At 70.7% G+C, this 22,446-nt stretch carries 25 protein-coding genes and 2 pseudogenes; 16 read left to right on the top strand and 11 right to left on the bottom strand.

Features of this window, described 5'->3' with window-relative positions; all coding sequences use genetic code 11:
- Positions 1 to 138 precede the first annotated feature (138 nt).
- From BUE43_RS10135 to BUE43_RS10115, 6 genes and pseudogenes are all read left to right on the top strand, one after another.
- The gene (locus BUE43_RS10135) at positions 139 to 549 is read left to right on the top strand and encodes a hypothetical protein (RefSeq protein WP_073481386.1); all 411 of its coding nucleotides are present in this window, start codon (positions 139 to 141) and stop codon (positions 547 to 549) included.
- Positions 550 to 572: 23 nt separating this feature from the next.
- Positions 573 to 1,172: a DUF3558 domain-containing protein gene (locus BUE43_RS35950; RefSeq protein ID WP_407697115.1), complete on the top strand. Its 600-nt coding sequence runs from the start codon at positions 573 to 575 to the stop codon at positions 1,170 to 1,172.
- Positions 1,173 to 1,221: 49 nt separating this feature from the next.
- The gene (locus BUE43_RS10125) at positions 1,222 to 1,818 is read left to right on the top strand and encodes a DUF3558 domain-containing protein (protein ID WP_073481382.1); all 597 of its coding nucleotides are present in this window, start codon (positions 1,222 to 1,224) and stop codon (positions 1,816 to 1,818) included.
- Positions 1,819 to 1,869: 51 nt separating this feature from the next.
- Positions 1,870 to 2,163: pseudogene (locus tag BUE43_RS35945) on the top strand (PPE domain-containing protein); the annotation flags it as partial.
- 697 nt (positions 2,164 to 2,860) lie between these two features.
- A complete protein-coding gene (locus BUE43_RS35060; protein ID WP_234995643.1) occupies positions 2,861 to 3,202 on the top strand; it encodes a hypothetical protein in 342 nt (113 codons plus the stop codon).
- Between the two features lie 71 nt (positions 3,203 to 3,273).
- Positions 3,274 to 4,044, top strand: a complete 771-nt coding sequence (locus tag BUE43_RS10115) for an ESX secretion-associated protein EspG (protein ID WP_073481378.1) — start codon at positions 3,274 to 3,276, stop codon at positions 4,042 to 4,044.
- A gap of 62 nt (positions 4,045 to 4,106) precedes the next feature.
- Here the strand turns inward: BUE43_RS10115 and BUE43_RS10110 are convergent, their stop codons facing one another.
- Entirely contained in the window at positions 4,107 to 4,397 is a 291-nt protein-coding gene (locus BUE43_RS10110) for a hypothetical protein (protein ID WP_073481376.1), read from the bottom strand.
- Positions 4,398 to 4,596: 199 nt separating this feature from the next.
- Between BUE43_RS10110 and BUE43_RS10105 the strand changes: the two genes are divergently transcribed.
- Both BUE43_RS10105 and BUE43_RS10100 read left to right on the top strand, forming a co-directional pair.
- Positions 4,597 to 5,451, top strand: coding sequence for a helix-turn-helix domain-containing protein (locus tag BUE43_RS10105; protein ID WP_073482546.1), 855 nt, complete (start codon positions 4,597 to 4,599; stop codon positions 5,449 to 5,451).
- Positions 5,448 to 5,684: a DUF397 domain-containing protein gene (locus BUE43_RS10100; protein ID WP_073481373.1), complete on the top strand. Its 237-nt coding sequence runs from the start codon at positions 5,448 to 5,450 to the stop codon at positions 5,682 to 5,684. The genes BUE43_RS10105 and BUE43_RS10100 overlap by 4 nt, the downstream gene beginning before the upstream one ends.
- Positions 5,685 to 5,727: 43 nt before the next feature.
- Here the strand turns inward: BUE43_RS10100 and BUE43_RS10095 are convergent, their stop codons facing one another.
- Both BUE43_RS10095 and BUE43_RS10090 read right to left on the bottom strand, forming a co-directional pair.
- Positions 5,728 to 7,728, bottom strand: coding sequence for a carbamoyltransferase family protein (locus BUE43_RS10095; protein WP_073481371.1), 2,001 nt, complete (start codon positions 7,726 to 7,728; stop codon positions 5,728 to 5,730).
- Between the two features lie 29 nt (positions 7,729 to 7,757).
- A complete protein-coding gene (locus BUE43_RS10090; RefSeq protein ID WP_083959546.1) occupies positions 7,758 to 9,227 on the bottom strand; it encodes a purine-cytosine permease family protein in 1,470 nt (489 codons plus the stop codon).
- A gap of 337 nt (positions 9,228 to 9,564) precedes the next feature.
- Between BUE43_RS10090 and BUE43_RS10085 the strand changes: the two genes are divergently transcribed.
- Positions 9,565 to 10,545, top strand: coding sequence for a DUF3048 domain-containing protein (locus BUE43_RS10085; RefSeq protein ID WP_073481369.1), 981 nt, complete (start codon positions 9,565 to 9,567; stop codon positions 10,543 to 10,545).
- 12 nt (positions 10,546 to 10,557) lie between these two features.
- On the opposite strand, the gene BUE43_RS10080 is transcribed toward BUE43_RS10085, so the two are convergent.
- Together BUE43_RS10080 and BUE43_RS10075 are read right to left on the bottom strand one after the other, a co-directional pair.
- Positions 10,558 to 11,067: a DUF6228 family protein gene (locus tag BUE43_RS10080; protein ID WP_073481367.1), complete on the bottom strand. Its 510-nt coding sequence runs from the start codon at positions 11,065 to 11,067 to the stop codon at positions 10,558 to 10,560.
- A 31-nt stretch (positions 11,068 to 11,098) separates the two neighbouring features.
- On the bottom strand, positions 11,099 to 11,536 hold the full coding sequence (locus BUE43_RS10075; protein ID WP_083959545.1) for a DUF6228 family protein: 438 nt from the start codon (positions 11,534 to 11,536) through the stop codon (positions 11,099 to 11,101).
- 90 nt (positions 11,537 to 11,626) lie between these two features.
- On the opposite strand from BUE43_RS10075, the gene BUE43_RS10070 reads away from it, so the two are divergent.
- Both BUE43_RS10070 and BUE43_RS10065 read left to right on the top strand, forming a co-directional pair.
- On the top strand, positions 11,627 to 12,271 hold the full coding sequence (locus BUE43_RS10070) for a DUF2461 domain-containing protein (RefSeq protein WP_073481365.1): 645 nt from the start codon (positions 11,627 to 11,629) through the stop codon (positions 12,269 to 12,271).
- A gap of 61 nt (positions 12,272 to 12,332) precedes the next feature.
- Positions 12,333 to 13,796 carry an aminotransferase class I/II-fold pyridoxal phosphate-dependent enzyme gene (locus BUE43_RS10065; protein ID WP_073481363.1) on the top strand — a complete coding sequence of 488 codons (1,464 nt, stop codon included), beginning with the start codon at positions 12,333 to 12,335 and terminating at the stop codon, positions 13,794 to 13,796.
- A gap of 285 nt (positions 13,797 to 14,081) precedes the next feature.
- Here BUE43_RS10065 and BUE43_RS10060 read toward each other — a convergent pair whose 3' ends face one another.
- On the bottom strand, positions 14,082 to 14,462 hold the full coding sequence (locus tag BUE43_RS10060; RefSeq protein WP_234995642.1) for a VanZ family protein: 381 nt from the start codon (positions 14,460 to 14,462) through the stop codon (positions 14,082 to 14,084).
- A gap of 72 nt (positions 14,463 to 14,534) precedes the next feature.
- Between BUE43_RS10060 and pyk the strand changes: the two genes are divergently transcribed.
- Together pyk and tesB are read left to right on the top strand one after the other, a co-directional pair.
- Positions 14,535 to 15,959 carry a pyruvate kinase gene (pyk, locus tag BUE43_RS10055; RefSeq protein ID WP_073481358.1) on the top strand — a complete coding sequence of 475 codons (1,425 nt, stop codon included), beginning with the start codon at positions 14,535 to 14,537 and terminating at the stop codon, positions 15,957 to 15,959.
- Positions 15,960 to 16,020: 61 nt separating this feature from the next.
- Positions 16,021 to 16,965 (top strand): acyl-CoA thioesterase II, encoded by a 945-nt coding sequence (gene tesB, locus BUE43_RS10050; RefSeq protein ID WP_073481356.1) that lies wholly within the window; start codon positions 16,021 to 16,023, stop codon positions 16,963 to 16,965.
- Between the two features lie 147 nt (positions 16,966 to 17,112).
- Here tesB and BUE43_RS34135 read toward each other — a convergent pair whose 3' ends face one another.
- Positions 17,113 to 18,132, bottom strand: coding sequence for an LppU/SCO3897 family protein (locus BUE43_RS34135; protein WP_159447721.1), 1,020 nt, complete (start codon positions 18,130 to 18,132; stop codon positions 17,113 to 17,115).
- Between the two features lie 171 nt (positions 18,133 to 18,303).
- Between BUE43_RS34135 and BUE43_RS10040 the strand changes: the two genes are divergently transcribed.
- Complete coding sequence (locus BUE43_RS10040) at positions 18,304 to 19,248, top strand: DUF4429 domain-containing protein (RefSeq protein ID WP_234995641.1); 945 nt, start codon at positions 18,304 to 18,306, stop codon at positions 19,246 to 19,248.
- Between the two features lie 99 nt (positions 19,249 to 19,347).
- Here the strand turns inward: BUE43_RS10040 and BUE43_RS10035 are convergent, their stop codons facing one another.
- Positions 19,348 to 19,716 carry a hypothetical protein gene (locus BUE43_RS10035; protein WP_143174076.1) on the bottom strand — a complete coding sequence of 123 codons (369 nt, stop codon included), beginning with the start codon at positions 19,714 to 19,716 and terminating at the stop codon, positions 19,348 to 19,350.
- 192 nt (positions 19,717 to 19,908) lie between these two features.
- Between BUE43_RS10035 and BUE43_RS34130 the strand changes: the two genes are divergently transcribed.
- Positions 19,909 to 20,073 (top strand): hypothetical protein, encoded by a 165-nt coding sequence (locus BUE43_RS34130; RefSeq protein ID WP_159447720.1) that lies wholly within the window; start codon positions 19,909 to 19,911, stop codon positions 20,071 to 20,073.
- A gap of 40 nt (positions 20,074 to 20,113) precedes the next feature.
- Here BUE43_RS34130 and BUE43_RS10030 read toward each other — a convergent pair whose 3' ends face one another.
- Together BUE43_RS10030 and BUE43_RS10025 are read right to left on the bottom strand one after the other, a co-directional pair.
- On the bottom strand, positions 20,114 to 20,470 hold the full coding sequence (locus tag BUE43_RS10030; RefSeq protein WP_073481347.1) for a VOC family protein: 357 nt from the start codon (positions 20,468 to 20,470) through the stop codon (positions 20,114 to 20,116).
- A 49-nt stretch (positions 20,471 to 20,519) separates the two neighbouring features.
- Positions 20,520 to 20,702 carry a hypothetical protein gene (locus tag BUE43_RS10025; protein WP_073481345.1) on the bottom strand — a complete coding sequence of 61 codons (183 nt, stop codon included), beginning with the start codon at positions 20,700 to 20,702 and terminating at the stop codon, positions 20,520 to 20,522.
- Between the two features lie 161 nt (positions 20,703 to 20,863).
- On the opposite strand from BUE43_RS10025, the pseudogene BUE43_RS35760 reads away from it, so the two are divergent.
- Positions 20,864 to 21,576: pseudogene (locus BUE43_RS35760) on the top strand (transposase); the annotation flags it as partial.
- 126 nt (positions 21,577 to 21,702) lie between these two features.
- Here the strand turns inward: BUE43_RS35760 and BUE43_RS10010 are convergent.
- On the bottom strand, positions 21,703 to 22,383 hold the full coding sequence (locus BUE43_RS10010; RefSeq protein WP_083959542.1) for a class I SAM-dependent methyltransferase: 681 nt from the start codon (positions 22,381 to 22,383) through the stop codon (positions 21,703 to 21,705).
- Between the last annotated feature and the right edge of the window lie 63 nt (positions 22,384 to 22,446).

Here is a 22,446-nt window from a genome sequence, read left to right as displayed (position 1 = left end):
GCCCCGCCGGTTCCCGTCCGGCGGGGCGCTTCCATATGGACTACTCCTTGTGGTCCACACGTGACCAAACGTCACAGCCTGCCCTGTCTCCTGTGCGAGACTGCCCTGCGGATCTTGTGTGCTTAGGGGGACATAGTCATGTCAGAGAGCTTCCTGGACCGGCTCTCGTTCACCGCCGGCCTTCCCGTCATGGGCGCTGCGGGCGGAGCAGTCGCGGGCGGGGCGATGGTCGCGGGTGGTGGCAAGTTCACGGTCGACCCGGCCAACGCCCAGCAGCTCATCGACGACCTCAATGCAGTTGTGACGGAGTTGGCTGCGATCAACGAGCAGGCAAGCTCACTCGCGTATGTCAGACCGCCGGCGGAGGACATGCACAGCCAGCGAGCCGCGCAGGAGATCGCGAAGGTCGCGGTGGGCAGGGACGGCTGCCATGAGCAGGCGAACCGTGCCTACCAGGAGGCGATCAAGGCGACGATCGCCAACTTGGAGGCGTCGTTGAAGGCCTACCGCGAGGCGGAGCAGGCCAACACCACGCGAGTGAAGGGCTGAACGTGCGTCGGGTTGTTGCGTTGATGGTGGTGGGTGTCGGACTGGTGGCGCTGAGCGCCGGCTGTTCGTCGGGTGTATCCGGGCAGCCTAGTGCTTCGGGTGCTGGCGTGGGCTCGTCGCCGTCGGCCGGGTCTGCGAAGGAACGTTTGTCACCGCCGTTGAATCAGCAACCCTTGGATCTTAAACCTTTTAATGCTAGGCCGTGTGAGTTGTTGAAGCCTGAGCAGGTGGCGAGTTTGACGAAGTCAAATCCACCTAAGCCTGCAGACGGCAATCTGGGGCCGGAGTGCGCGTGGCCTGCGGCTGATCCCGTCCGAGATACGCGAATCTTTGTGGCTCTTAATGTCAAGACTGGGGAGGGTTTGGAAGGCGCTTATCTGCGTCGATCTACGTTCCCCTTCTTTCGCGATTTTAGGGTCGAGGGTTATCCGGGGGTGCATGCGAGTGAGGATCGTGAGGGTCCCATGAACGGGATCTGCAAGTCAATGGTAGGTGTGTCTGACTCCACGGCACTGTACATTATTGTCCATGCCAATAAAGGGAACCCGGACTTTGTGACCTCGTGTCGGATAACGGAGCGTGTAGCGGAGTTCGTGATCCAGAATCTGAAAGCAGCCAAGTAAGGGACGTGCTGTAACTCTGGGGCTGAGTGTGCGTCGTGTTGTTGCGTTGATGGTGGCGGGCGTCGCGTTGGTGGCGCTGGCGGGGTGTTCAGCGGGTGTAGCGGGTCAGCCCGGCGCTTCGAGTGCCGGATCGGGATCGGCGACGTTGAGTGGGTCCGGGAAGGAACGGTTGTCGCCGCCATTGAGTCAGCCGGCGTTGGATGTGAAGCCGTTCGAGGGTAGGCCGTGCGAGTTGTTGAAGCCTGAGCAAGTGGCGAGTTTGACGAAGGCGAAACCACCCAAGCCGGGAGACAGCATCCTGGGACCGGAGTGCTCGTGGCGCGGTGCTGACACCGTTCGGGACACGTCGATCAATGTCGGCCTGCGGGTCAAGGACATCTACGGCTTGGAGGCCATATACCTGAATCGCGGTAAGTATGCGGATTTCAGGGTTTTTCAGGTGGGCGGTTATCCTGCGGTGCACGCTAACGAGAGCGCGAAGGCCGAGTCGATGGGTAATTGCGGTTCCTGGGTTGGGGTTTCTGAAAAGACATCGTTCTCGGTCATTGTCCATGTTCAGGAGGGGAACCCGGATTACGCGACGTCGTGCCGGGTGACTGGGCGGGTCGCTGAGTTGGTGATTCAGAACCTGAAGGCCGCGAAGTGACCGTGTGAGCCGGGGTGGGCTCTGAGGGTTGGAAACGTCTAGGGGGTTGTGATGGCACGGGTGGTGGCGGGGACTCCACGGCCCGCTGGGATCGACGGCGAGCAGATCTATACGTGGTTCCGGGACGGTAAGGGGCCGGGGCAGACCACGAACCAGACCGCCGACGGGTGGCGTGAGCTGGGCGGGCGCTACGACGCCGTCAGGACGATGGTGGAAAAGGCGCTGGCGAAGTCCAAGTCGAGCTGGGAGGGCGCGGCGGCGGATGCGATGGCGTCGCAGGTGTCGCCGTTGGCCGCGTGGGCGGACGAGGCCAAGCGGGTTTCCGAGGGCGTCGCGAAGACGATCAATGAGCAGGGGCAGTCGTACTTCGACGCCAAGAACAGCGTGAAGCAGCCGGAGAAGGTGAGTCCGGCCGACAAGCCCTGGTACAACGACCTCTCGCCGTTCGACACCGACTACGACAAGCGGGTCGCGCGGAAGAGCGCGGACGACGAGCACAACCAGCGTGTTTTCCAGCAGTACGGCAGCTCGACCGACGCGCACGTGAGCACGTTGCCGACGTTCGCTCCGCCGTCGGCGGTCAACATGGATGTCTCGCAGACCGAGACGAGGCAGGTCGACCCCGGTTACCGGGACCACAACGTGGATCGTGGGAACGTGGTGGTCGGGGGGAGCAACCAGCGGAGCACGAACTTCGGGCAGAACCAGCGTCCCGTGACGCCTCCTCCGCCACCGCCCCCGCCACCGCCCCCGCCTGGTCACCGTCCAGGCCCCGGCCCCGGGGGTGGTTCGGGTGGTGGGTCGACCGTCACGGACCCGTCCTGGGGTAGGGATGGTGGGGGCGTGCGGCCTCCGGAGCAGAGGCCGTTCCCGCCGCAGCCGCCGTCTCCTCCGCCGCCTGGGCCGTACCCACCTGGGCCGGGTCCGTATCCGATCCAGCCGCCCGGCATGCGCCCGCCTGCTGGCGGACCGGGGATGCGGCCGCCGATTGGTCGTCCCGGTCCCGGCCCCGGTGGTGGTCCCGGCGCCGGCGGTGGGGGCCGTGGCTTTGGCCCCACTGGCGGCGGTGGTGTTGGTGGCGGTGCCGTTCGCGGTGGATTCGGTCCTGGTGCTGGTGGTTTCGGGCCGCAGGGCGGTGGTCCGCTGGGTGCGGGCGGGCAGTCCGGTGCGGGTGGTCCCGGTGGAATCCGAGGCTTTGGGCCGGAGGGTGCGGGTCAGGCCGGCGGTGCCGGGCGTGCGGGTGCGGCTGGTCCGGCTGGTGCGCCGGGTGGTGCCGGCGCGGGCAAGGGCGCGGGTGGTGAGGATCAGGAGCGCCAGCGGCCGGACTACCTGGTGGAGATGGACGACGTGTTCGGCACCGACCAGTTGGTCGCGCCTCCGGTGATCGGTGAGCGGCCCCAGCAGTAGCGCCACCGGGAAACCGAGACGAGACCACCACCGGGAGAAGAACAGATCATGCTGCGTGCGAGCGTGGCGCTGTCCGCGTTGGCCTTCGACGTGTTGTGGCAGAACGAGGAACTGGGGGACAAGCCCACTCCGCTGAGCTGTCCTTCGCCGGGCGCGACCTACGAGGAACGGGCGGAGCTGGAACGCCGGGCCTGGGGCGAACTGGAGCAGGCTGGGCTCGCCCGGCGCGGCCGGGCCGACGAGGATTTGGTGGAGGCGCTGCATCTGCTGCGCAGTCCCTCCGTGGAGCTGTTCGCCTGGGTGAGCGCGGAACGCGGGAACTGGTCGGTGCTGGCGACGGCGTCGGGGCCCTCCGGTGTGCTGGCGGTGTTCGCCAACGACAGGCTTGACCTCCACCCGGTTCGGCCAGAAGCGTTGGCCGACACGGTGGTCTCGGCGTTGCCCGAGGTCGCGCCGGCACGCGGGCACGCGCTGAGCGTCCCGATGGACGCTGTGTCGGGCTCGGCGGGGGACGGTGTCTCCGGATCGTTCCTGCACCAAGCGGCGGGACGTGGCGGCGGTGGGGACGTGGCGCGGTTCCGCCAGGTGATGTCGGCCGAGCGGAGGGGAATGGCCCAGCTGTACGCGGCCGCGCGGGACAGCTACGGGCAACGACGCCGTGTCGACAGGCCGCTGACCGTACTGGACACAGTGGACGGTCGCTGGATTGTGCAGCGGCGGCGCGGGAATCCGGGGCCGGACTGGCTCGTGGTGGCTCCCGCCGACCGTCGTCTGCTGGCGACCCGGTTGTCCGAGCTGCGCGCGGAACTCGGCAGGTGAGGCGCGTCGGGCACTAACATGTCCATAGTGGACAGATAGTGCCCGACGCGCCCGACGCGCGGTCACTGGTAGACGACTTCCAGCGGTTCTCGACGCGCCCGGCTGAAGAGAGCGCGGGCGCGCTCAGCCGAGCCGAACGTGCCCATGCTGCGTATGCCCGACCCCGGGCTGCGAAGGACAACGACGGTCTTGTCGCTGAACTCGAAGCCCCAGCCGACCACGTCGACCTCGTAGATCGGTTCCCCTTCGGCGACGAGGGCTACCGCGTCCGCATAGCAGAGGGCGAACAGGCGTGGCTTTTCGTCGATGGCTTGGTAGACAGTGGAGTGGTCGGGCTTCGGGGCCTCGGACACGGCTCCCCCTCTGGGCTCGGCCGCTGGGTCGAGGCGGGCTCCTGGCGCCAACCTGCGCCCGCCTCGACCCGCGACAACGACTGAATCGTGCCGGTTACGATGACACAACCTTCATCAAGGATTCCCCTCGCAAGTTTGAACTTCGCTCTTTTGGATGACGAAGGTTGGCAGATCTTGGTCGTGGGCCCAGCATGAGCCCATGGCGAAGCGTCAGGGACCCACTCTGCGGGCGCAGTGGCTAGGGCAGCAGCTCCGCGACCTGCGGGAGGAAGCCAACTTCACCCTCAGGCAGGCGGGTGAGGTCCTGCAACGAGATGGCTCGACGGTGAGCCGGTTCGAGACCGGCGAGTTTCCGATGCGCCGGCCGGATCTGTTGGCGCTGCTGGACTTCTACGGTGTGGACGACCGCAAGCAGCGCGAGGCGTTGCTCGCGCTGAACCAGGAGACCTGGCAGAAGGGTTGGTGGGATGGATACGCCGACGAAGTCGACCGGAAGTTCGTGGACTACGTCTGGTTGGAGTCACGAGCCCAGGAGATCCGGACCTTCGAAACGATTCTGGTGACCGGACTCCTTCAGACGCCCGGCTATGCCAGGGCGGCGATCACAGCGGCTGAGCCAACGGCGACTGACGAGCAGGTCGAACGGTGGCTCGAACTTCGGCTGGCCCGTCAGAAAGCCCTCTACCGAGAAGATCCGCTGCGCTTGTCGGTGGTGCTGGACGAGAGCGTCCTTCGCCGTGAAGTGGGTGGGGCAGACGTCATGCGGGAGCAGCTCGTTCATCTCGCGGACATGGCGCGCCGGTCGAACGTCGAGGTGCGCGTCCTGCAGTTGTCCGCCGGCGCGCACACCGGTCCCTGCGGCTACCTGCATGTCATCCTGCTCGATGACCCGTACCCTCAGGTCGGCTACATCGAGACCTTGGCGGGCGCGATTTACGTGGAGCCACCCGTATCGGAACGCCTTGTCGCTGCGTATGCTCGACTGCAAGAGATCGCGCTGGGACCGGAGGAGACGGTCGCACTGATCGCGGCAGCGGCGGAGGATCTTGAGTGAGCACGACGGGTGCGGGGCACAACGAGTTCGACGGCGTCGCTTGGCACATCAGCACCTTCAGCACGAGCGGCGGTGGCAGCTGTGTTGAGGCTGGGCCGTTGGGGGATGGTTCGGGTCGGGTGGCGGTGCGGCACAGTCGGCGGCCTGAGGCTGAGGTGATTCTGTACTCGCGTGCGGAGTGGGCGGCGTTTGTCGCTGGGGTGAAGGCTGGGGAGTTCGACTTCGACAGCTGACCGGGCCGAGGTTGAGGGGCCGTGCTTCCGGCGCGCCCACGGATCAATCCATTGTGGACCTGCGCGGGGGTGGAGTGAGGTCGATGAAGCGCTCGCTCCAGAGATCGCGGACTGTTGCGGCGATGTGGTGGCCCGACTCGTCGTCCGCGACGCCGAGTGCGTGCAGGGAGGAGACGCCGTCGGCGCGGCGGAGCACTTCGTACACGTCGGGTTCCAGTGGCGCTTCCTTGGTGCTCCCGTAGGCGAAAGTGATTGCCAGCGTTGGTGGTTGGCCGGGGGTGTCCTCGCGCACGAGCTTGGCGTTGGGGGACAGCGTCGGGGCCAGGGAGCACAGGTCGGCGTGGGACCAGGGCAGCTTCGTGACGATCAGGTCGCCGATGACCAGGTGGTCGATCTGGGTGGTGAGGTAGCACCGCAGGGCGTCTTCGGCGGAGTCGACGATGGGTTCGGCGTGGTTGTTGAACGAGGTGTTGAGCAGAACGGGAACTCCCGTGTGCGCTCCGAACTCGGTGAGGAGGCGCCAGTAGAGCGGGTTGACCTCCTGGTCGACCGCGTGGACCCTGGCTGTTCCGTCCACGTGCGTGACCGCGCCCAACTCGGCGCGGTGTTCCGCGCGCACCGGGACCGTGAACACCATGAAGTCGGGTGTGGGCATCGTCCGCGGGAACTCGAAGTACGTGTGCAGGTCCTCGGCGCGCACTGACGGGGCGAAGGGACGGTAGCCCTCGCGTTGTTTGATCATCCGGTTGACGCGGTCCCGGTTCCGCTCCGGGCGGGGGTCGGCCAGGATGCTCCGGTTTCCCAGCGCCCTCGGGCCGAACTCCGAGCGGCCCTGGACCCAGCCCACCACCCGGTCCTCGGCCAGCAGCGACGCCGTGTCGCGGGCGACGTCGGTCGAGCGTTCGAAGCGGACGAACCTCTTCCACCGCGTGAGGAGGTCTGTCACCTCGTCCGGGGCGGGAAGCGCCGGACCCCAGAAGACCTGACGTACGCGGCGCCGGGGGACGGCGCCGCCCAGGTCGACGTGCGCCTTCAGCGCGGCTCCCAACGCGGCGCCGGCGTCGTGCGCCGCTGGGTGGACGAAGACTTCGTCGAACCTGTTGCGCAGCAGCAACTTCCCGTTGAACGTGCAGTTCTGGCCCACGCCACCGGCGATGGCGAGGCGGCGGTGTCCCGTTGCCCTCTGCCAATGAGTGATGACGTGCCAGGCGATGGACTCCAGGGTTTCCTGGAGTCCTGCGGCGAAGTCCCGGTGCGCCGGTGTGAAGTGCTCTCCCTTCCGGCGGGGAGTGAAGCCCACCCTGGCGAAGGCGGCGTGCAGGTCCTCGTAGTTCAGCCGGAAGTCCCCGTCGGGCAACAGGTCGTACAGCTCGGTGAAGACCGCTCGGTAGGTTGCGGGGTTCCCGTGCGGCGCCAGGCCCATGACCTTGTACTCGTCGCCGAGGCCGTAGCCGAGCAGTTCCGTGCCCGTGAGGTAGAGGTAGCCCAGGGAATGGCTGATGTCGTGGCTGGTCAGCAGCTCCATGGCGGGGCCGTGTCCACTGTAGACGGAGATGGCGTTCTCCTCGCCCGCGCCGTCGAGCACGGCGACCAGGGCGTCGTCATATCCCGACTGGGGATAGGCGGTGAAAGCGTGTGCGGTGTGGTGCTCGACGAACTGGAGCACCTCGTCGGGAAGTGCGGTGTCGAAACGCTCCTGGAGGCGCTCGGCCAGCAGCTCGCGGCTGGACCGGACCGGAAGGCGCGGTGATCGCGCGTACAACCGGTACAGCTCGCGGTCGGTGTAGTGCTCGCCGAAGAAGAAAGCGACCCGGTCGACGTCGGTCAGCGACGCTCCGGCGAACTCCAGGCAGGCCTGGATGGCGTCCCCCGCGAAGGCGGTCGTGTGCTTGATCCGGTTCAGGCGCTCCTGCTCGACGGCCGCCACCACCTCGCCGTCGCGCACGAGCGCCGCGGCGGCGTCGTGGTAGTGCAGCGGCCACCACCGCGCCATGAAGTCCGCGTGGGTGGGGGAGAGGGTGCAGTTGATTCCCAGGACCAGCATGGGCACTTCGCTTCCTCCCGAGGAGCGGGTCAGCGGGGCCGCGGGATTCCTTCGGCGAGGGCGAGCCGGCGTTCCGCGGCGAGGTCGAGCGAGCGGGTGAGGAACCAGTAGGCGAGGGCGGAGACCGGCAGGCCGACGAGGACCGAGCAGTCCACGCCGCCGAGGAGGGCGGCCACCGGGCCGGTGTAGGGCGCGGTCACCATGAACGGGACCATCGCGGCCAGTCCCAGCAGGTAGGCGGTGTTGCCGCGCCAGCCCCACCGGCCGTACACCCCGTCCGGGTCGAAGATCGCGGAGATGACGTAGCACCCGCGGCGCACCAGGAAGTAGTCCACGAGGTTGACCGCGGTCCACGGTGTGAACAGGTAGGCCAGGAAGATCAGGGCGTTGCCGTAGAAGGCGGTGAACCGCTCCGCGCCGACGGGGTGCGAGACCAGCCAGACGATCGCGAACATCGTGCCGACCGCCACGGCCCGAACGCGTCGCGTCGGGCGCACCGGGCGGAACGAGTCCCTGATGGCGATCATGGTGAGCGCCCCGCCGTACTGGTTGACCGACATCACCGACAGCAGCCCGAGCAGCAAGGCCGCCACCGTGATCCGCCCGAACCCGGTGAACAGCGTGTCGGCGGCCGCGACGAACGCGGTCACCGGCTCCGCGCCGGGCGCGGCCGCGGACATCGCGGCGCCGAGGAGGAACACCCACACCGCGGAGAGCGCGCTGGGCAGGTAGGTCCACCAGAAGGCGCTGCGGGCGGGCACGTCCGGCGCGAGGTACCGCGAGTAGTCGGAGACGTAGGGCGCCCAGCCGAGCTGGAAGCCCGAGGAGATCACGAACACCGTCATGACCGGGGCCGGGTCGAACCCGGCCAGCGACAGCGGCGGCACCGCCTCGTTGGTCAGCGCCGCGCCGCTGAGCGCGACCAGGAGCGCGACCAGCGGCCAGGTGAGCCAGCGGTTGACGCGGTGGATCCAGTCGTGCCCGAAGAAGGCCACCACGCTGGCCACCGCCGCCGACGCCAGGTAGCCCGCGGTCGTCGGCACGCCGAACACCGCGTGCGCGGCCGAGCCGGCCAGGATCGCGTCGGACGTGTTGTACGCGAGGTAGTTGACGAGGGCGAACACCCAGACGGTGAGGGACGCGCCGAGGTAGCCGAACTGCGGGCGCGACTGCACGAGCTGGGGCAGGCCCAGGCGGGGGCCCTGCGCGGAGTGCACGGCCATGAAGAACGTGCCGAACAGGGCGCCGAGCACGCTCGCGACCAGCGTCCAGGCCAGGGGAGCGCCCACGGACAGCGCGGTGACGCCGGTGGCCATCGCGGTCAGGTTGACGTTGCTGGCGAACCACATCGAGCCGAGGCCGGAGACCCGCCCGTGGCGCTCCTCGTACGGCACCCAGTCGATGGAGCGCTGTTCGACGGCCCGAGCCGCGGCGGACAGCGCCGACCGGGGCTCGGCCCGCCCGTCCTCCGGCCTGGTCCCGCCTCGCCCCGCGCTCATCGCCCGCTCCTCGTGCGCGGCCGCTCTCCGTGGTGGGCGGGGTGAGGACCACTTGGCACAGTGACTGCTCGCCTCGTTCGGGAGTGTCCTCGTAGGCGGCGGGCACGACGCGCCCGCGCACCGCCGGTCCGGCGGAACCAACCGGGAAGAGGCATTCCTCCTCCGCGTGATCGACCCACTCCGTCAGCGGTCCGTGACGGACGACGCTACGAAAGGTGACGACGTGTCGAGTACCGCCGGTCGGGTCATCGGCGGCGGGCAGTGCTCACCGCTCGTGCCTGGCCGTCCCCACGAGGCGGGCCGACCGGGGCCCGGGGCCGGCGTACCGTCGAAGACGGTGGGCGAACACGGTCTGGCGCGGATCGCGGGGGCCTTGGTCCTCGCGGTGGGGTTGCTCCTGGCCTCGTCGCCGGCCTGCACCACGGAGGGGCCGCCCGAGCGCCGGCCGCCACCGGCCGCCGGGAACTCGCCGCTGACCGGGGAGCACGTCGACCTCGACCAGCCGGTGCTGGCGGTGAAGGTGGACGTCGTCCCCTCCGCCCGCCCCCCGACCGGACTGGACGCCGCCGACCTGGTCTACGTGGAGCCCGTCGAGGGCGGCGAGGTCCGACTCGTGGTGGTGTTCGCGGCGCGGCGGCCCGAGGTCGTCGGCCCGGTGCGCAGCGCCCGCGAGTCCGACATCGCGCTGCTGGCCCAGTTCGGCCGGCCGGTGCTCGCCTACTCCGGTTCCGCCCCCGAGCTGGATCCCGCCCTCCGGGACGCGCCGCTGGTGCGACTGACGGAGGCGCGCACCGGCGGGGCGTTCTTCCGGGAGCACGCACGCGTGCCGCCGTACAACCTCTACGCGTGGCCGGACCGCCTGCTGGCGGCGGCCGAGGACGACGACCCCAGTCGGCCACGGGACATCGGCTTCCGGTTCGGGGCCGCGCCCCGGGGCGGTGAGCCGACGAACGACCACACGGTCAGCTACCTGGGCGCGCGGGTGCGCTTCGACTGGGAGGCGGATTCGGGGCGTTGGGCGGTGTCCCTGGACGGCCGCCCGCTGACCCTCAGCGACGACCGACGGGCCGAGGCGACCACGGCGGTCGTGCAACGGGTGCGCGTCCACCGGTCGTCCATCTCCGACGTCGCCGGGTTCCCCTCGCCCATCGTCGACACCGTCGGCGAGGGCGACGCGGTCGTCCTGCGGGACGGGCGGGCCTACGACGCCCGGTGGTCGCGCCCGGAGGAGTCCGCCGGCACCTCCTTCACCCTCCCGTCCGGCGAACCGGCGTTGTTCGCGGTCGGTCCGGTGTGGATCGTCCTCGCCCCGGCCTGAGAGCCCGCCTCGTCACGGCTCGATCCCAGCGCACCGGTGGCGTCCCTCGTCCTCCGGCCGCGGGTCCCCGTCCGGATCGAGGAAGCGGCGCAGGTCGGCGGCGAGGGCCAGCATTCGCTCGGGGCTCTCGACGTCGTCGGTCGTGACCGACGCGGACCAGTATCCGAAGATGCTGTGCCGCCACGGTCGGATCGTCCAGGTCAATTCGACGTGCCCCTCGTCGGTGACGACCGCGTCCACGAGCAGGTCCCGATCCGGGGAGTGCCATGAGCGGGTCCCCTCCCAGGCCGCGAACCCCCGCCCCAGTTCGGCGAGAAAACCGGCGGGGTGCCAGTTCGTGTGGGTCGCGAGGTTGTGGAGCTCGGCGTGCATTCCCGGTCCGCCCACCTCGACGCAGCAGTAGATGACGTAGTGGTCAGGTCGGCGGTGGTTGTAGAAGCGGAGGTAGCTTCCCTGGTAGCCATGGAGGATGACTGTGTTCCTGCCGTGGAGGTCGGGGTCGTACTGGCAGTTTCCAGGCATCTCTTTGTGTCCGTTCGAGGTTCGGAGTGCGTCAGGGTCTGAGGAAGTGGTGGAGGTCGGTGGCGAGGGCGCGCATCTGTTCCCCTGCCTCGATCTCGGTGGTGATCGACGCTGACCAGGATCGCGGTTCCCCCACCGCCCACGTCAACGCGATATGCCCGCCCGTGCCGAACACCGCGTCCACGCGGAGGGCGCCGTCGCGACTGCACCAGGACCGGATTCCCTCCCAGGGAGCGACAATCTTGCCGAGATCGTCGAGGAAGGCGACCACATCCCAGAAGAAGGGGTAGGCGACGGTGTCGTGCAGCGCGGCCCGCATTCCCACGCCGCCAACCTCCACGCGGCAGCGGAGGACGCCGGGCTCGGACCGGTTGGGGCGGTAGAAGCGCAGGAAGCTTCCGCCGACACCGGTGAGCACGACGGCCTCCTCACCGTCGAGGTCGGGGTCGTAACGGTAGATGTCGTCCACAGTGGTCGAACCTAGGGGTGATTCCCCGTTCCCGGGAACGGTTTCCTCTCCACTGGTTCGACAGGCGGTCGGGCCGCCTAGGCTGGGGGCGTGGCCTTCACCGGGTTCGGGGAGCGGCTCGTGGACTTCTTCGAGGGGCTCACGGCCGACAACTCCAAGGCGTACTGGAACGACAACCGCGACGTGTACCAGGAACACGTGCGGGAGCCGATGGACGCGTTGATCGCCGAACTCGCCGACGAGTTCGGGCAGGGCCGGGTCTTCCGGCCCTACCGGGACGTGCGGTTCGCCAGAGACAAGTCGCCCTACAAGACGCACTGCGGCGCGGTCGTCGGCTCGGGCAGGGGCGAGGGCGTGTGTTACGTGGAAGTCAGCGCGGACGGCATGCTCGTGGCCGGCGGGTTCTACGTGGACGACGCCGAGCTCGTGCGCCGGTTCCGGGAGGCGGTGGCCGACGACCGGCTCGGCGAGGACCTGCGCCGGCGCCTCGACCGGCTGGAGCGGGCCGGCTGGCGGCGGGGCGGCAACCAGCTCCGGAGCCGGCCGAGGGGCTTTCCGGCCGACCACCCCCGGATCGAGCTGCTCCGGCACCGGACCCTGTACGCGGAGCGGGACTGGCCGCCGGACGACGTGCTGCACTCGCCCGAGTGCGTGGACCGCGTCCGGAAGGCGTGGCGGGCGCTGCGGCCCCTCAACGAGTGGGTGGCCGACCACGTGGGCGGGCCGCTGGGCTGAGCCCCGCCGGGAGTGGCGCTCCACTCGTTTGCCCCGGCGAGCCGAAGGGCATTCGGCCTCCATGGACCATTCGCGCGCACCCCTGCTGGAGGCGTTGGAGGCGTACCACCGGCTGGGGCACCACCCGTTCCTGCCGCCGGGGCACAAGCAGGGGCGCGGCGTGGACCCGCGCGTGCTGGCCGTGCTCGGCAGGGACGTGTTCGCCTCCGACACGATCCTGATGAACGGCCTGGACGACCGGCGGATGAGCCAGGGCCTGCTCGCCCGCGCCGAGGAGCTGATGGCCGACGCGGTCGACGCCGACGAAGCGCACTTCTCGACCTGCGGCAGCTCGCTGTCGGTCAAGAGCGCCATGCTCGCCGTCGCCGGGCCGGGGGAGAAGCTGCTGGTCTCCCGGAACGCGCACAAGTCCGTGGTGTCCGCGTTGATCATCAGCGGGGTGGAGCCGGTGTGGGTGCACCCGCGCTGGGACGCCCGGCACCACCTGGCCCACCCGCCGGGGCCGGACGCGGTGCGCGCCGCGTTCCGCCGCGAGCCGGACGCCAAGGGCCTGCTGCTGATCACGCCGACCGACTACGGCGGGTGCGCGGCGATCAGGGAGACCGCCGAGACCTGCCACGAGCACGACCGCCCGCTGATCGTGGACGAGGCGTGGGGCGCGCACCTGCCGTTCCACCCGGACCTGCCGTCGTGGGCGATGGACGCCGGCGCGGACCTCTGCGTCACCAGCGTGCACAAGATGGGCTGCGGGCTGGAGCAGGGCTCGGTGTACCACGTCCGGGGCGACCGGGTGGACCCGAAGGTGTTGCAGGCGCGGGCGGACCTGCTGGGCACCACCAGCCCGTCGGTGCTGGTCCTCGCCGTGCTCGACGGCTGGCGCCGGCAGATGGTCGAGCAGGGCCGCGAGCTGCTCGACACGGCGTTGCGGCGGGCGCGGGACGTGCGCGCCGAGATCACGAAGATTCCCGGCCTGCGGGTGATGTCCGCCGACGACCTGGTCGGGCCCGAGCTGGCCGACGACCACGACCCGCTGAAGATCATCGTCGACCTGCACGAGCTGGGCGTCGCCGGTTACCAGGCCAACGAGTGGCTGCGTGAACACCACCGGGTGGATGTCGGGTTGTCCGACCACCGGCGGGTGGGCGCGCAACTCACGGTCGCGGATGACGACGACACGACCGGGCGGCTGGTGACGGCGTTGCGCTCCCTGGTCGACCACGTCGACGAGGTGCCGCCCGCCCGGCCGGTGGCCCTGCCCGAGCCCGGCGAGCTGGAGCTGGAGCAGGCGGTGCTGCCCCGCGACGCGTTCTTCGGCCCGACGGAGGACGTGCCGGCCCGCGACGCGGTGGGCCGGGTCTGCGCCGAGGTCGTCAGCCCCTACCCGCCGGGGGTGCCGGCGCTCCTGCCCGGCGAGGTCATCACCCGGCCGGTCGTGGAGTACCTGCGCAGCGGCCTGGACGCGGGGATGTACGTCCCGGACTCGGCGGACCCGGAACTGCACACGATCCGCGTCGTGGCCCGCTGACGGCCCCGCCGGGAATCCCGGCTGACGCCTGGGGAGGCTCCGGCTAGCGGGCACGGTCACGGGCCCGGAGGTCAGCGGTGAGCGCCCCGGCCAGATCGTCGATCGCATACGATCACGGATCTTTTCGGGCGTGGTGTATATCGCATACGATCCCGCATCTCCCGCGATCGAATATCGAATATCGCATACGATCCGGCGCTGCCGGTGGCAGGGAGCGGTTATCGCATACGATCACGCGCCCGCGAGCGCCGAGGATCGCGGCGAGGCCTGCCGCCCGGCCCGCCCTCACCCGGGCCGACGGGAGGAGTCGCTGTCACTCCTTCCGGTGGATCGCCGGGCGGCGCGCCGCGCGAGCAGCCAGCCGACGAGCACGGCGGCCGCGAGGCCCACGAGGTCGGCCACGATGTCGTCGACCCCGAAGGACCGGCCGAGCGGGAGCGCGACCTGAAGGATCTCCGACAGGGGCGCGTAGATCGCGAGGCCGACCACGAGCGGCAGGCGGGGAAGCCGGGCATACAGGCCGGTCAGGGCCATTGCGGCGAACAGGGTGAAGTGGACGACCTTGTCGGTTCCCGGCGGCGCGGTGGGCACGCCCGACTCCGGGGTGAACAAGATCGGTACACTCAGCAACATCGCGACTACGAACGGGAGTTGACGCACGCTCACGTTCGAAGATCCTCGCAGTGCGTCCGCCGGGCGGCCTGATCGGTCAAGCAGTCGGCGCTAGGCTGCGTCAATGTGACACGCCGTGCCAAGATCGTTTGCACCCTGGGGCCCGCGACGGCCTCCCCGGAGAAGGTCCGCGAGCTCGTCCGCGCCGGCATGGACGTGGCGCGGCTGAACTTCAGCCATGGCAGCCACGCCGACCACGAGCAGGTGTACCAGATGGTGCGGGAGGCGGCCGCCGAGTCCGGTCGCCCCGTGGCCATCCTCGCCGACCTGCAGGGCCCCAAGATCCGGTTGGGCCGGTTCGCGGGCGGCCCGGTCGAGTGGCGCACCGGCGACGTCGTCCGCATCACCGTCGACGACGTGCCCGGCACCCACGACCGGGTCTCCACCACCTACAAGGGCCTGGCCAACGACGCCAGGGCCGGCGACCGCATGCTCGTCGACGACGGCAAGGTCGGCCTGGTCGTCAGGGCCGTCGAGGGCAACGACGTGGTCGCCGAGGTCGTCGAGGGCGGCCCGGTCAGCGACAACAAGGGCCTGTCGCTGCCCGGCATGGACGTCTCGGTGCCCGCCCTCAGCGAGAAGGACATCGAGGACCTGGAGTTCGCGCTCGGGCTCAAGGTGGACTTCATCGCGCTGTCCTTCGTCCGCTCGCCGGCCGACATCGACCTGGTGCACCAGGTGATGGACCGGGTCGGCACCGGCCGGCTGCCGGTCGTCGCCAAGCTGGAGAAGCCGGAGGCGGTGGACAACCTGGAGGCCATCGTGCTGGCCTTCGACGGCGTCATGGTCGCCCGCGGCGACCTCGGCGTCGAGCTGCCGCTGGAGGCGGTGCCGCTGGTGCAGAAGCGGGCCATCCAGATCGCCCGCGAGAACGCCAAGCCGGTCATCGTGGCCACCCAGATGCTCGACTCGATGATCGGCAACTCCCGGCCGACCAGGGCCGAGGCCTCCGACGTCGCCAACGCCGTGCTCGACGGCGCCGACGCGCTGATGCTCTCCGGCGAGACCAGCGTCGGCCGCTACCCCATCCACACGGTCGAGACCATGGCCCGCATCATCGAGGCCGTCGAGTCCGAGTCGACCGCCGCGCCCGCGCTCAGCCACGTCCCGCGCACCAAGCGGGGCGTGATCTCGTACGCCGCCCGTGACATCGGCGAGCGGCTCAACGCCAAGGCCCTGGTCGCCTTCACCCAGTCCGGCGACACCGTCCGCCGGCTGGCCCGGCTGCACACCCCGCTGCCGCTGCTGGCCTTCACCCCCGAGCAGGAGGTGCGGAGTCAGCTTGCTCTCACCTGGGGGACGGAGACCTTCCTGGTGCCTAAGGTCGACTCGACCGACCAGATGATCCGCCAGGTGGACCAGGCGATGCTGTCGATCGGCCGGTACCAGCCGGGCGATCTGGTGGTGATCGTGGCCGGCTCCCCGCCGGGGACGGTCGGCTCCACCAACCTGATCCGCGTCCACCGGCTGGGCGAGGAGGACCACGCGTGACCGGGCTCCCGGTCCCGCTCTCCGCCCGTCCGCCGGCGGCGAACCACGACAAGGAAGCCGCGTGACCGAGGTAGCTCGCGCGGCGGCGGCGGACCCCGCCGCCGCGCACGCCCCCGAGCCCGTGCCGCTGACCCCGGACGGGGTGCCGCACGGGCAGCCCGTGCTGGACCGCCTGGTGGCCCTGCTCGACCTGGAGCGCATCGAGGAGAACATCTTCCGGGGCGTCAGCCCCGCGGAGTCCCCGGTGCGGGTCTTCGGCGGGCAGGTCGCCGGCCAGGCGCTGGTGGCCGCCGGCCGCACCGTGCCGGCCGACCGCAAGGTGCACTCGCTGCACGCCTACTTCATCCGGGGCGGCGACCCGAGCATCCCGATCGTCTACGAGGTGGACCGCATCCGGGACGGCCGCTCGTTCACCACCCGGCGGGTGGTCGCGGTCCAGCGCGGCAAGGCCATCTTCTCGTTGTCGGCGTCGTTCCAGCTCCCCGAGTCCGGGATGGACCACGCGGAGCCGATGCCCGAGGTGCCGGCCCCGGAGACCCTGCCGACCTACAGCGAGCGCATCGCCCCGTACCGGGAGCGGCTCGGCTGGTTCGCGCGTGCGCCCCGGCCCATCGACCTCCGCTACGTCACCGAGCCGGCGTGGGTGTCGCGCGAGGCCGGCCCGCGCGAGGCGCGCAACCAGGTGTGGATGCGGGCCGACGGGCGGCTGCCCGACGACGACCTGCTGCACGTCTGCCTGCTGGCCTACGCCTCGGACCTGACGCTGCTGGACTCGGTGCTGGCCAGGCACGCCGTGTACTGGGGCACCGACAAGGTCATCGGCGCGAGCCTGGACCACGCCATGTGGTTCCACCGCCCGTTCCGCGCCGACGACTGGTTCCTCTACGACTGCGAGTCGCCCAGCGCCTCCGGCGCGCGGGGTCTGGCCACCGGTCGGTTCTTCGGCAGGGACGGTGGCCTGGTGGCGACCGTCGTCCAGGAGGGCCTGCTCCGGGTCATGCCCTGACCCCTCGCACCGCCGAGGGCGCCGCACGGAATCGCGAACGGCCCTGACGCCAGCTGGCATCAGGGCCGTTCGTCGTGCTGTGCCGTTCGTCGTGCGGTGCTGCCCTGCTTGGTGTCGTCCCGTGCTGTGCCGTTCGGGGTGCGGCGGTCAGCCCTTCGGCGGCACCATGCAGATGACGTGCGGCGGCTCCGAGACCATGAAGTACCCGTACCTGTTGTCCTTGCCGGGCGGGCACTGCTTGTGGTCCTGCGCGCCGTTGAGGACCGTGGAGACCTTCCTCGTTGCCGAGGCGTCCGTGCAGGGGACCTTCTTGATGTCGCCCTCGTTCTCGGGGACGGCGAAGCAGTCGCCGGAGTTGGCGTTGAGGGTGAAGCAGATCGTGAACTGCCGGATCTCGTTCCGGGTGCGCTCGATGCTGCTGGGCGTTCCGGTCGGGCAGCTCGCGAAGCGCTCGACCCGCTTCGTGACCTTGAACGTCGCGGTGGGGTCGCCGCAGCTCAGCTCCTGGAACTTCACCGCCCTGCCGGTGCCGGTGATGGTCGCGCAGTCGCCGGCCTTCAGGCTGTCCAGCTCGGCCCCGTCGTCGTGGCCCGCCCCTGGGCTGGACGAGCTGGTCGAACCGGGCGCCGGCGAGGCGCTGTGGCTGGGCGTGCTGCGCAGCGCGCTGCGCGTGGCGCTCTTGACGACGCCGCGCACGACGATGAAGCCGAGGGCGACCACGATGACGCCGGCGAACACCAGGATCTTGGCGAACGGGCCCTTCTTCTTCGGCGGCTGCGGGGGGAAGCCGCCGGGGCCGGGCTGGGCGGGTCCGGGTGGCGGGGGGAACCCACCGGCCTGCTGGGCCGGGAAACCGGGACCGGTCTGCGGTGCGCCGGGACCCGGCTGCGGGGGCGGCGGGAATCCACCGGGGCCGCCCTGCTGCCCGAAGTCGGCGGGGGGCGGGAAACCGCCCTCCGGCTGACCGGGGAAGCCGGGGCCGGGCTGGGCCGGTCCGGGCTGGGCTGGCCCGGGAGGTGGGGGGAACCCGCCCTGGGCGGGCGGCGGCGCGCCCGCACCGCCGAAGGGCGGGGGAGGGGGCGCGCCACCCGGCGGGGGTGGGAACCCCTGGGGCGGGCCGCCGAAGGGCGGGGGCGGAGGGCCGGGTGGCTGCTGCGGGGGAGTCATGGTGTCTCTCACTCGTTCGGGCAAGTGGGGGAGGAACGTAACCACCGGGGGACCGCCATGTGGGTGAGTTGGTCGAATCGATACCCAACTTTCCGGTGGCCCCGGTCACCCTCCGGCCCGGGACGGCCGGTCACCTGATACAGGTGTGCGGTCTCGCGCTACCGTGCCCCCATGGGGATGGGGTTGGAGCTGCGGGGGCAGAACGCGACCTGGTTCTTCGAGGCGGGCGCCGTCCGCGTCCGGTACGCCACGGGTCTGCGCGTGCCCGCGTTGCTCAAGGAGCTCAAGGAGCTCGTCGTCCCGGACACCGCGCTCGCCGGCGCGGCCGTCTCCGCCGGGAACCGCAAGGTCACCCTGCAGATGCGACTGCGGCGGGGCGCGTGCCCGCTGCTGGAGGCGGCGGCCGGGCAGCTCGGGGAGGGGGCGGACCCGTACCGCCTGGTGCTGCGGGCCGACCAGGCCGACCTCGCCGACATCTACGCCGAGGACCTCCGCGGCCGGGCCGCGCTCAACCCCGAGGCGGACCGCCCCGCCGAGCGGTTCCTGCTGCCGGCGCCGCCCCCACCCCGGCACGTGAAGGCCTACGACGGCGAGGGCGTGTTCGACGGCTCGACCGTGATGTTCCGCTGGGCGTGGTCGGGCGCGAGCAGCGCCAAGTGGCGGGCGGGGGACCAGGTGTTCCCGGTCTCGGAGATCGTCGACGTCGAGTGGGCCGCCCCCGGCGTGCTCAGCGGCCACCTGCGGGTGCGGCTGCGCGGCGACGACCCGACGCGGAGCGAGGACCCCGACCAGGACCCCCGGGCGCTGACCTTCGGGGTGGGCTACGGCCTCACCCACGAGTCGCTGACCTTCGCGGCCTCGGTGCTGGTCGCGATCGCCGACCACCGGGCGGTCGCCCCCGCGCCCGCGGTCGCCCCGGTTCCGCCCGCCCCGCCGGCCGCGCTCCCCTCGGCCGTGCTGGCGCCCCCACCGCCGTCGGTGTCCGCTCCGGAGTCCGGCGTCAACCCGGACGAGGTGATCGCGACGATCCGCAAGCTCGGCGAGCTGCGGGACGCCGGCCTGTTGTCCGACGACGAGTTCCAGCGGAAGAAGGCGGAGTTGCTGGCCCGGCTCTGACCGCCGCCGGCGACGGGCGCCCGGCTCCCGGTTCACGGTGCTCGACTCCGAGCTGGACCGGCCGATGGGCCAGGTGTCGGGTTTCTGGTTGACCTGGCACTACTTCGGGTTCTTCCCGCTGTTCGGCTCGCTCGTCGCGGCCGTCCAGATCGGTGTCGGAGCGTTGTTGTTCTTCCGGCGGACGTCGTTGCTCGCCGACTGTCCGGGCCCGGCGATGACCGGGGTGGTCGTCCTGGTCGACCTGACGTACGGGGTCGGTCCGGGTGGGACCTTCACGGCGCTCCACACCTTCGCCGCGCTGGGGTTCGTGGTGTCCCGGCACCGCAGGGAACTCGTCCGTCTACTGTGGACGGAGCAGAACCGGGAGCGCCCGCCGGAGGCGGGGCCGCGGCTGCCGAAGGCGGGGAAGATGGCCCTCCTGGTGGTCCTGCTGGTCTCCGCCGGCGCCGGCACGTTCTGGCTGGCCAACGAGAACAACCGCGCCGACGCCGGTCGACGGGGCCTGGCGGGTTGTGTCCGGCCAGTACCGCCCCGTCGACGCGGCGTGGCCGCTGGACCGCGTCTACTTCGAGCGCGAGCGCGCCCACATGGTGGTGTTCCGGTTCGCCGACCGGTGGGACACGCACCATTTCGAGGTGGACCCCGCGCGGGGAACTCCAGGTGTGGCAGCGGTGGCTGGACAAGGGCGCGGACAAGGACGGCGAGGTGTTCCGCGGAACCTACGAGCTGGCGGGGGATCGGCTCGTCCTGGTGGGCACCGCGCGGGGCGTGCCGGAACCGGTGCGGCTGGAGCTGGCGCGGACGCCGGTGACCGGGGAGAGATGACCAGGGAGAGGTGACCGGGGCCGCGCGGTCAGCGAGCCGGCTAGGCGGGCCGGTAGGTGCCCAGGTGCCAGGTGTTGCCCTCGGGGTCCTCGACGGAGAAGTCGCGGGAGCCGTAGTCGGTGTCGGTCAGCGGCCGGGTGATCCTGGCGCCGGCCTCGACCGCCCTGCTGTGCGCGCCGTCCGCGTCGTCGACGACGAGGTAGAGCGCGCTCGGTCGGGGCTCGTCCCTGGCGACGCCGAGCATCACGAGGTCGCCGCGCCAGGCTAGCTCGGCGTGAACGACCTGGCCGTCCTCGCCGCGGTGCACGGCGTGCTCGGTGAAGCCGAACACGCGCTGGAGCCAGGCGATCGCGGCGTCGGCGTCCCGGTAGGTCAGCGTGGGGAAGATGTTCTGCATGGCCCGACCGTAAGGCGGTCGCCGGCAGGCCGCTTGGACGAACGCGTCCTCAGCCCAGCACTCCACCGCCGTCGGGAAGGCGGGCCGCGAGGTAGTCACGCAGCGTGCGGCCGGACAGCCGGCGGAACCGCAGCAGCCGGGCCAGCGCCTTCGGCGGCAGGCCGACGTGCTCGTGGAACCGGGCCGCGAAGTGCCGCCGACGCCAGCCGATCTCCCGCGCCAGCTCGTGCACGACGACCGCCGGCGGTGTCGCGCAGACGCCGCCACGCCCACAGCACCTCGCCCGGCGGCGCGGGCGCGGCGTGCGCCGCGCGGTGGGCGCCTAGGCGGTGTCCTGTGAGTCGGTGATCAGGGTGTCTGGTGGTTCTGGCGCACGGTTGGGCGTGGTGAACGACCGATCGGGCGTGGGCGGCCATCGAGCCGCTGTTACCGGTGTCGGGGCGTGGTCGCGGGTGGCGGGATCACCGCCAGGTGATCAACGCGATCCTGTGGTAGCTGCCACCGGCGCTCCGTGGCGGGACCTGCCCGACCGGTACGGACCGTGGAAGACCGCGCACGAGCGGCTGCGGTTGTGGACCGCGGACGGCACCTGGCAGCGCACCCTCGATCGCATGAGGCACCACCACGCCGCCGGTGCCTGGAAAAAAAGGGGGACGCGCCTCTGCCGTTGCGCATCCTGATCACACCAGGTCAGGCCGGGGACAACCCGCAACCGCTGCCACTGCTCGACGGCATCGGTGTTGCCCGCCCGGACGGGACACCCCCGCGTCCGGCCCGAGGCGGTGATCGCGGACAAGGCGTACTCGCACCGGTCAACCCGCACAGCGCTGCGCAACCCGGCGCGTCGCGTTCACCTGTCCGGAACGCGGTGACCAGATCGCCCACCGCGCGAGCCTGGATCGCGTGGCGGGCGGCCACCGACCTTCGACGGCCAGCGCTACCAGCAGCGCAACGTCGTGGAACGCTGTTTCAACCGGCTCAAGCAGTTCCGCGGTCTGGCTACCCGTTACGCCAAACGAGCCGCCTACTACCAGGCCCGCCTAGACGAGCAGGGCGAGGCGCGCCACCCGGACCGGGATCTCGGCCAGTCGCTCGACCAGGGCTGAGGATCAGCGGAACCCGGGCGAGGGGAGGCTTCGGGCGGCGTCTCGGGCGCGCGGTGCGCTCGCGGTAGCTCGTCGTGGACGAGAACGTCTCAAGCAGCGTGGCACCCACCCCCGACGCCGCGCGTCTCAGCGGACGACGGCGCTGAACACGGCGATCGACCTGTGCACGGTGAGGTCGTAGCTGGCGAAGTGCGGCTGTTCCAGTTGCTCTCGCAGGTCGTCGAGCCGGTCGTCCACGTTGTGGAACACCCCGCGGGCGTTGAGGGCGCGGAGGAACAGCCGGGCCTGGGGTCGCGGTCGGACGCCGTGCGTCAACACCGTCGAGCCGAAGACCCGTCCGCCGGAGCGGGTCGCGGCCGCCGCGTGCGCCAGCACCACGCCCTTGGTCCTGAGGTCGCCGGGAACGCAGTGCAGCAGGTAGTTCAGCCCCACCGAGTCGTGCTCCCGCGCGGGCACCGGGAGGGGTTCCAGGACGTTGGCCCGCACCGGCGTGGGGTTGTAGCGCGCCAGTCGGTCCGCCGTGTGCCGTAACGCGGTCGGGTTGAGGTCGACCAGGGTGATCCGGGGGCGGGCCACCGGGAACGAGCAGTGGTCGAGGAACCAACCCGTGCCCACGCCCAACTCGACGTGCCGCGCGCCGATGTTGTCCTGGTAGTTGCGCAACAACCTCCGCCGGCCGCAACCCCACACGAGCGGACTGGCGATCCCGAGCACGGCCACGTCGTAGGCGGGCAGCGTCCACCTCGTGTACATCGCCTGTCCGGCGATCACCTCGGCCTCGGTCGTCACGCCAGTGGGCTCGGGCATGACGCGCAGGGTATGGGAACCGGAACGTTCTGCAAACAGTGGCCCCCGTCGCGGGCCCCGCGC

Origin of the sequence: Streptoalloteichus hindustanus, from assembly GCF_900129375.1 — a bacterium.
Classification (GTDB): Bacteria; Actinomycetota; Actinomycetes; order Mycobacteriales; family Pseudonocardiaceae; genus Streptoalloteichus; species Streptoalloteichus hindustanus.
This window is presented reverse-complemented; position numbering and strand designations above follow the sequence as displayed.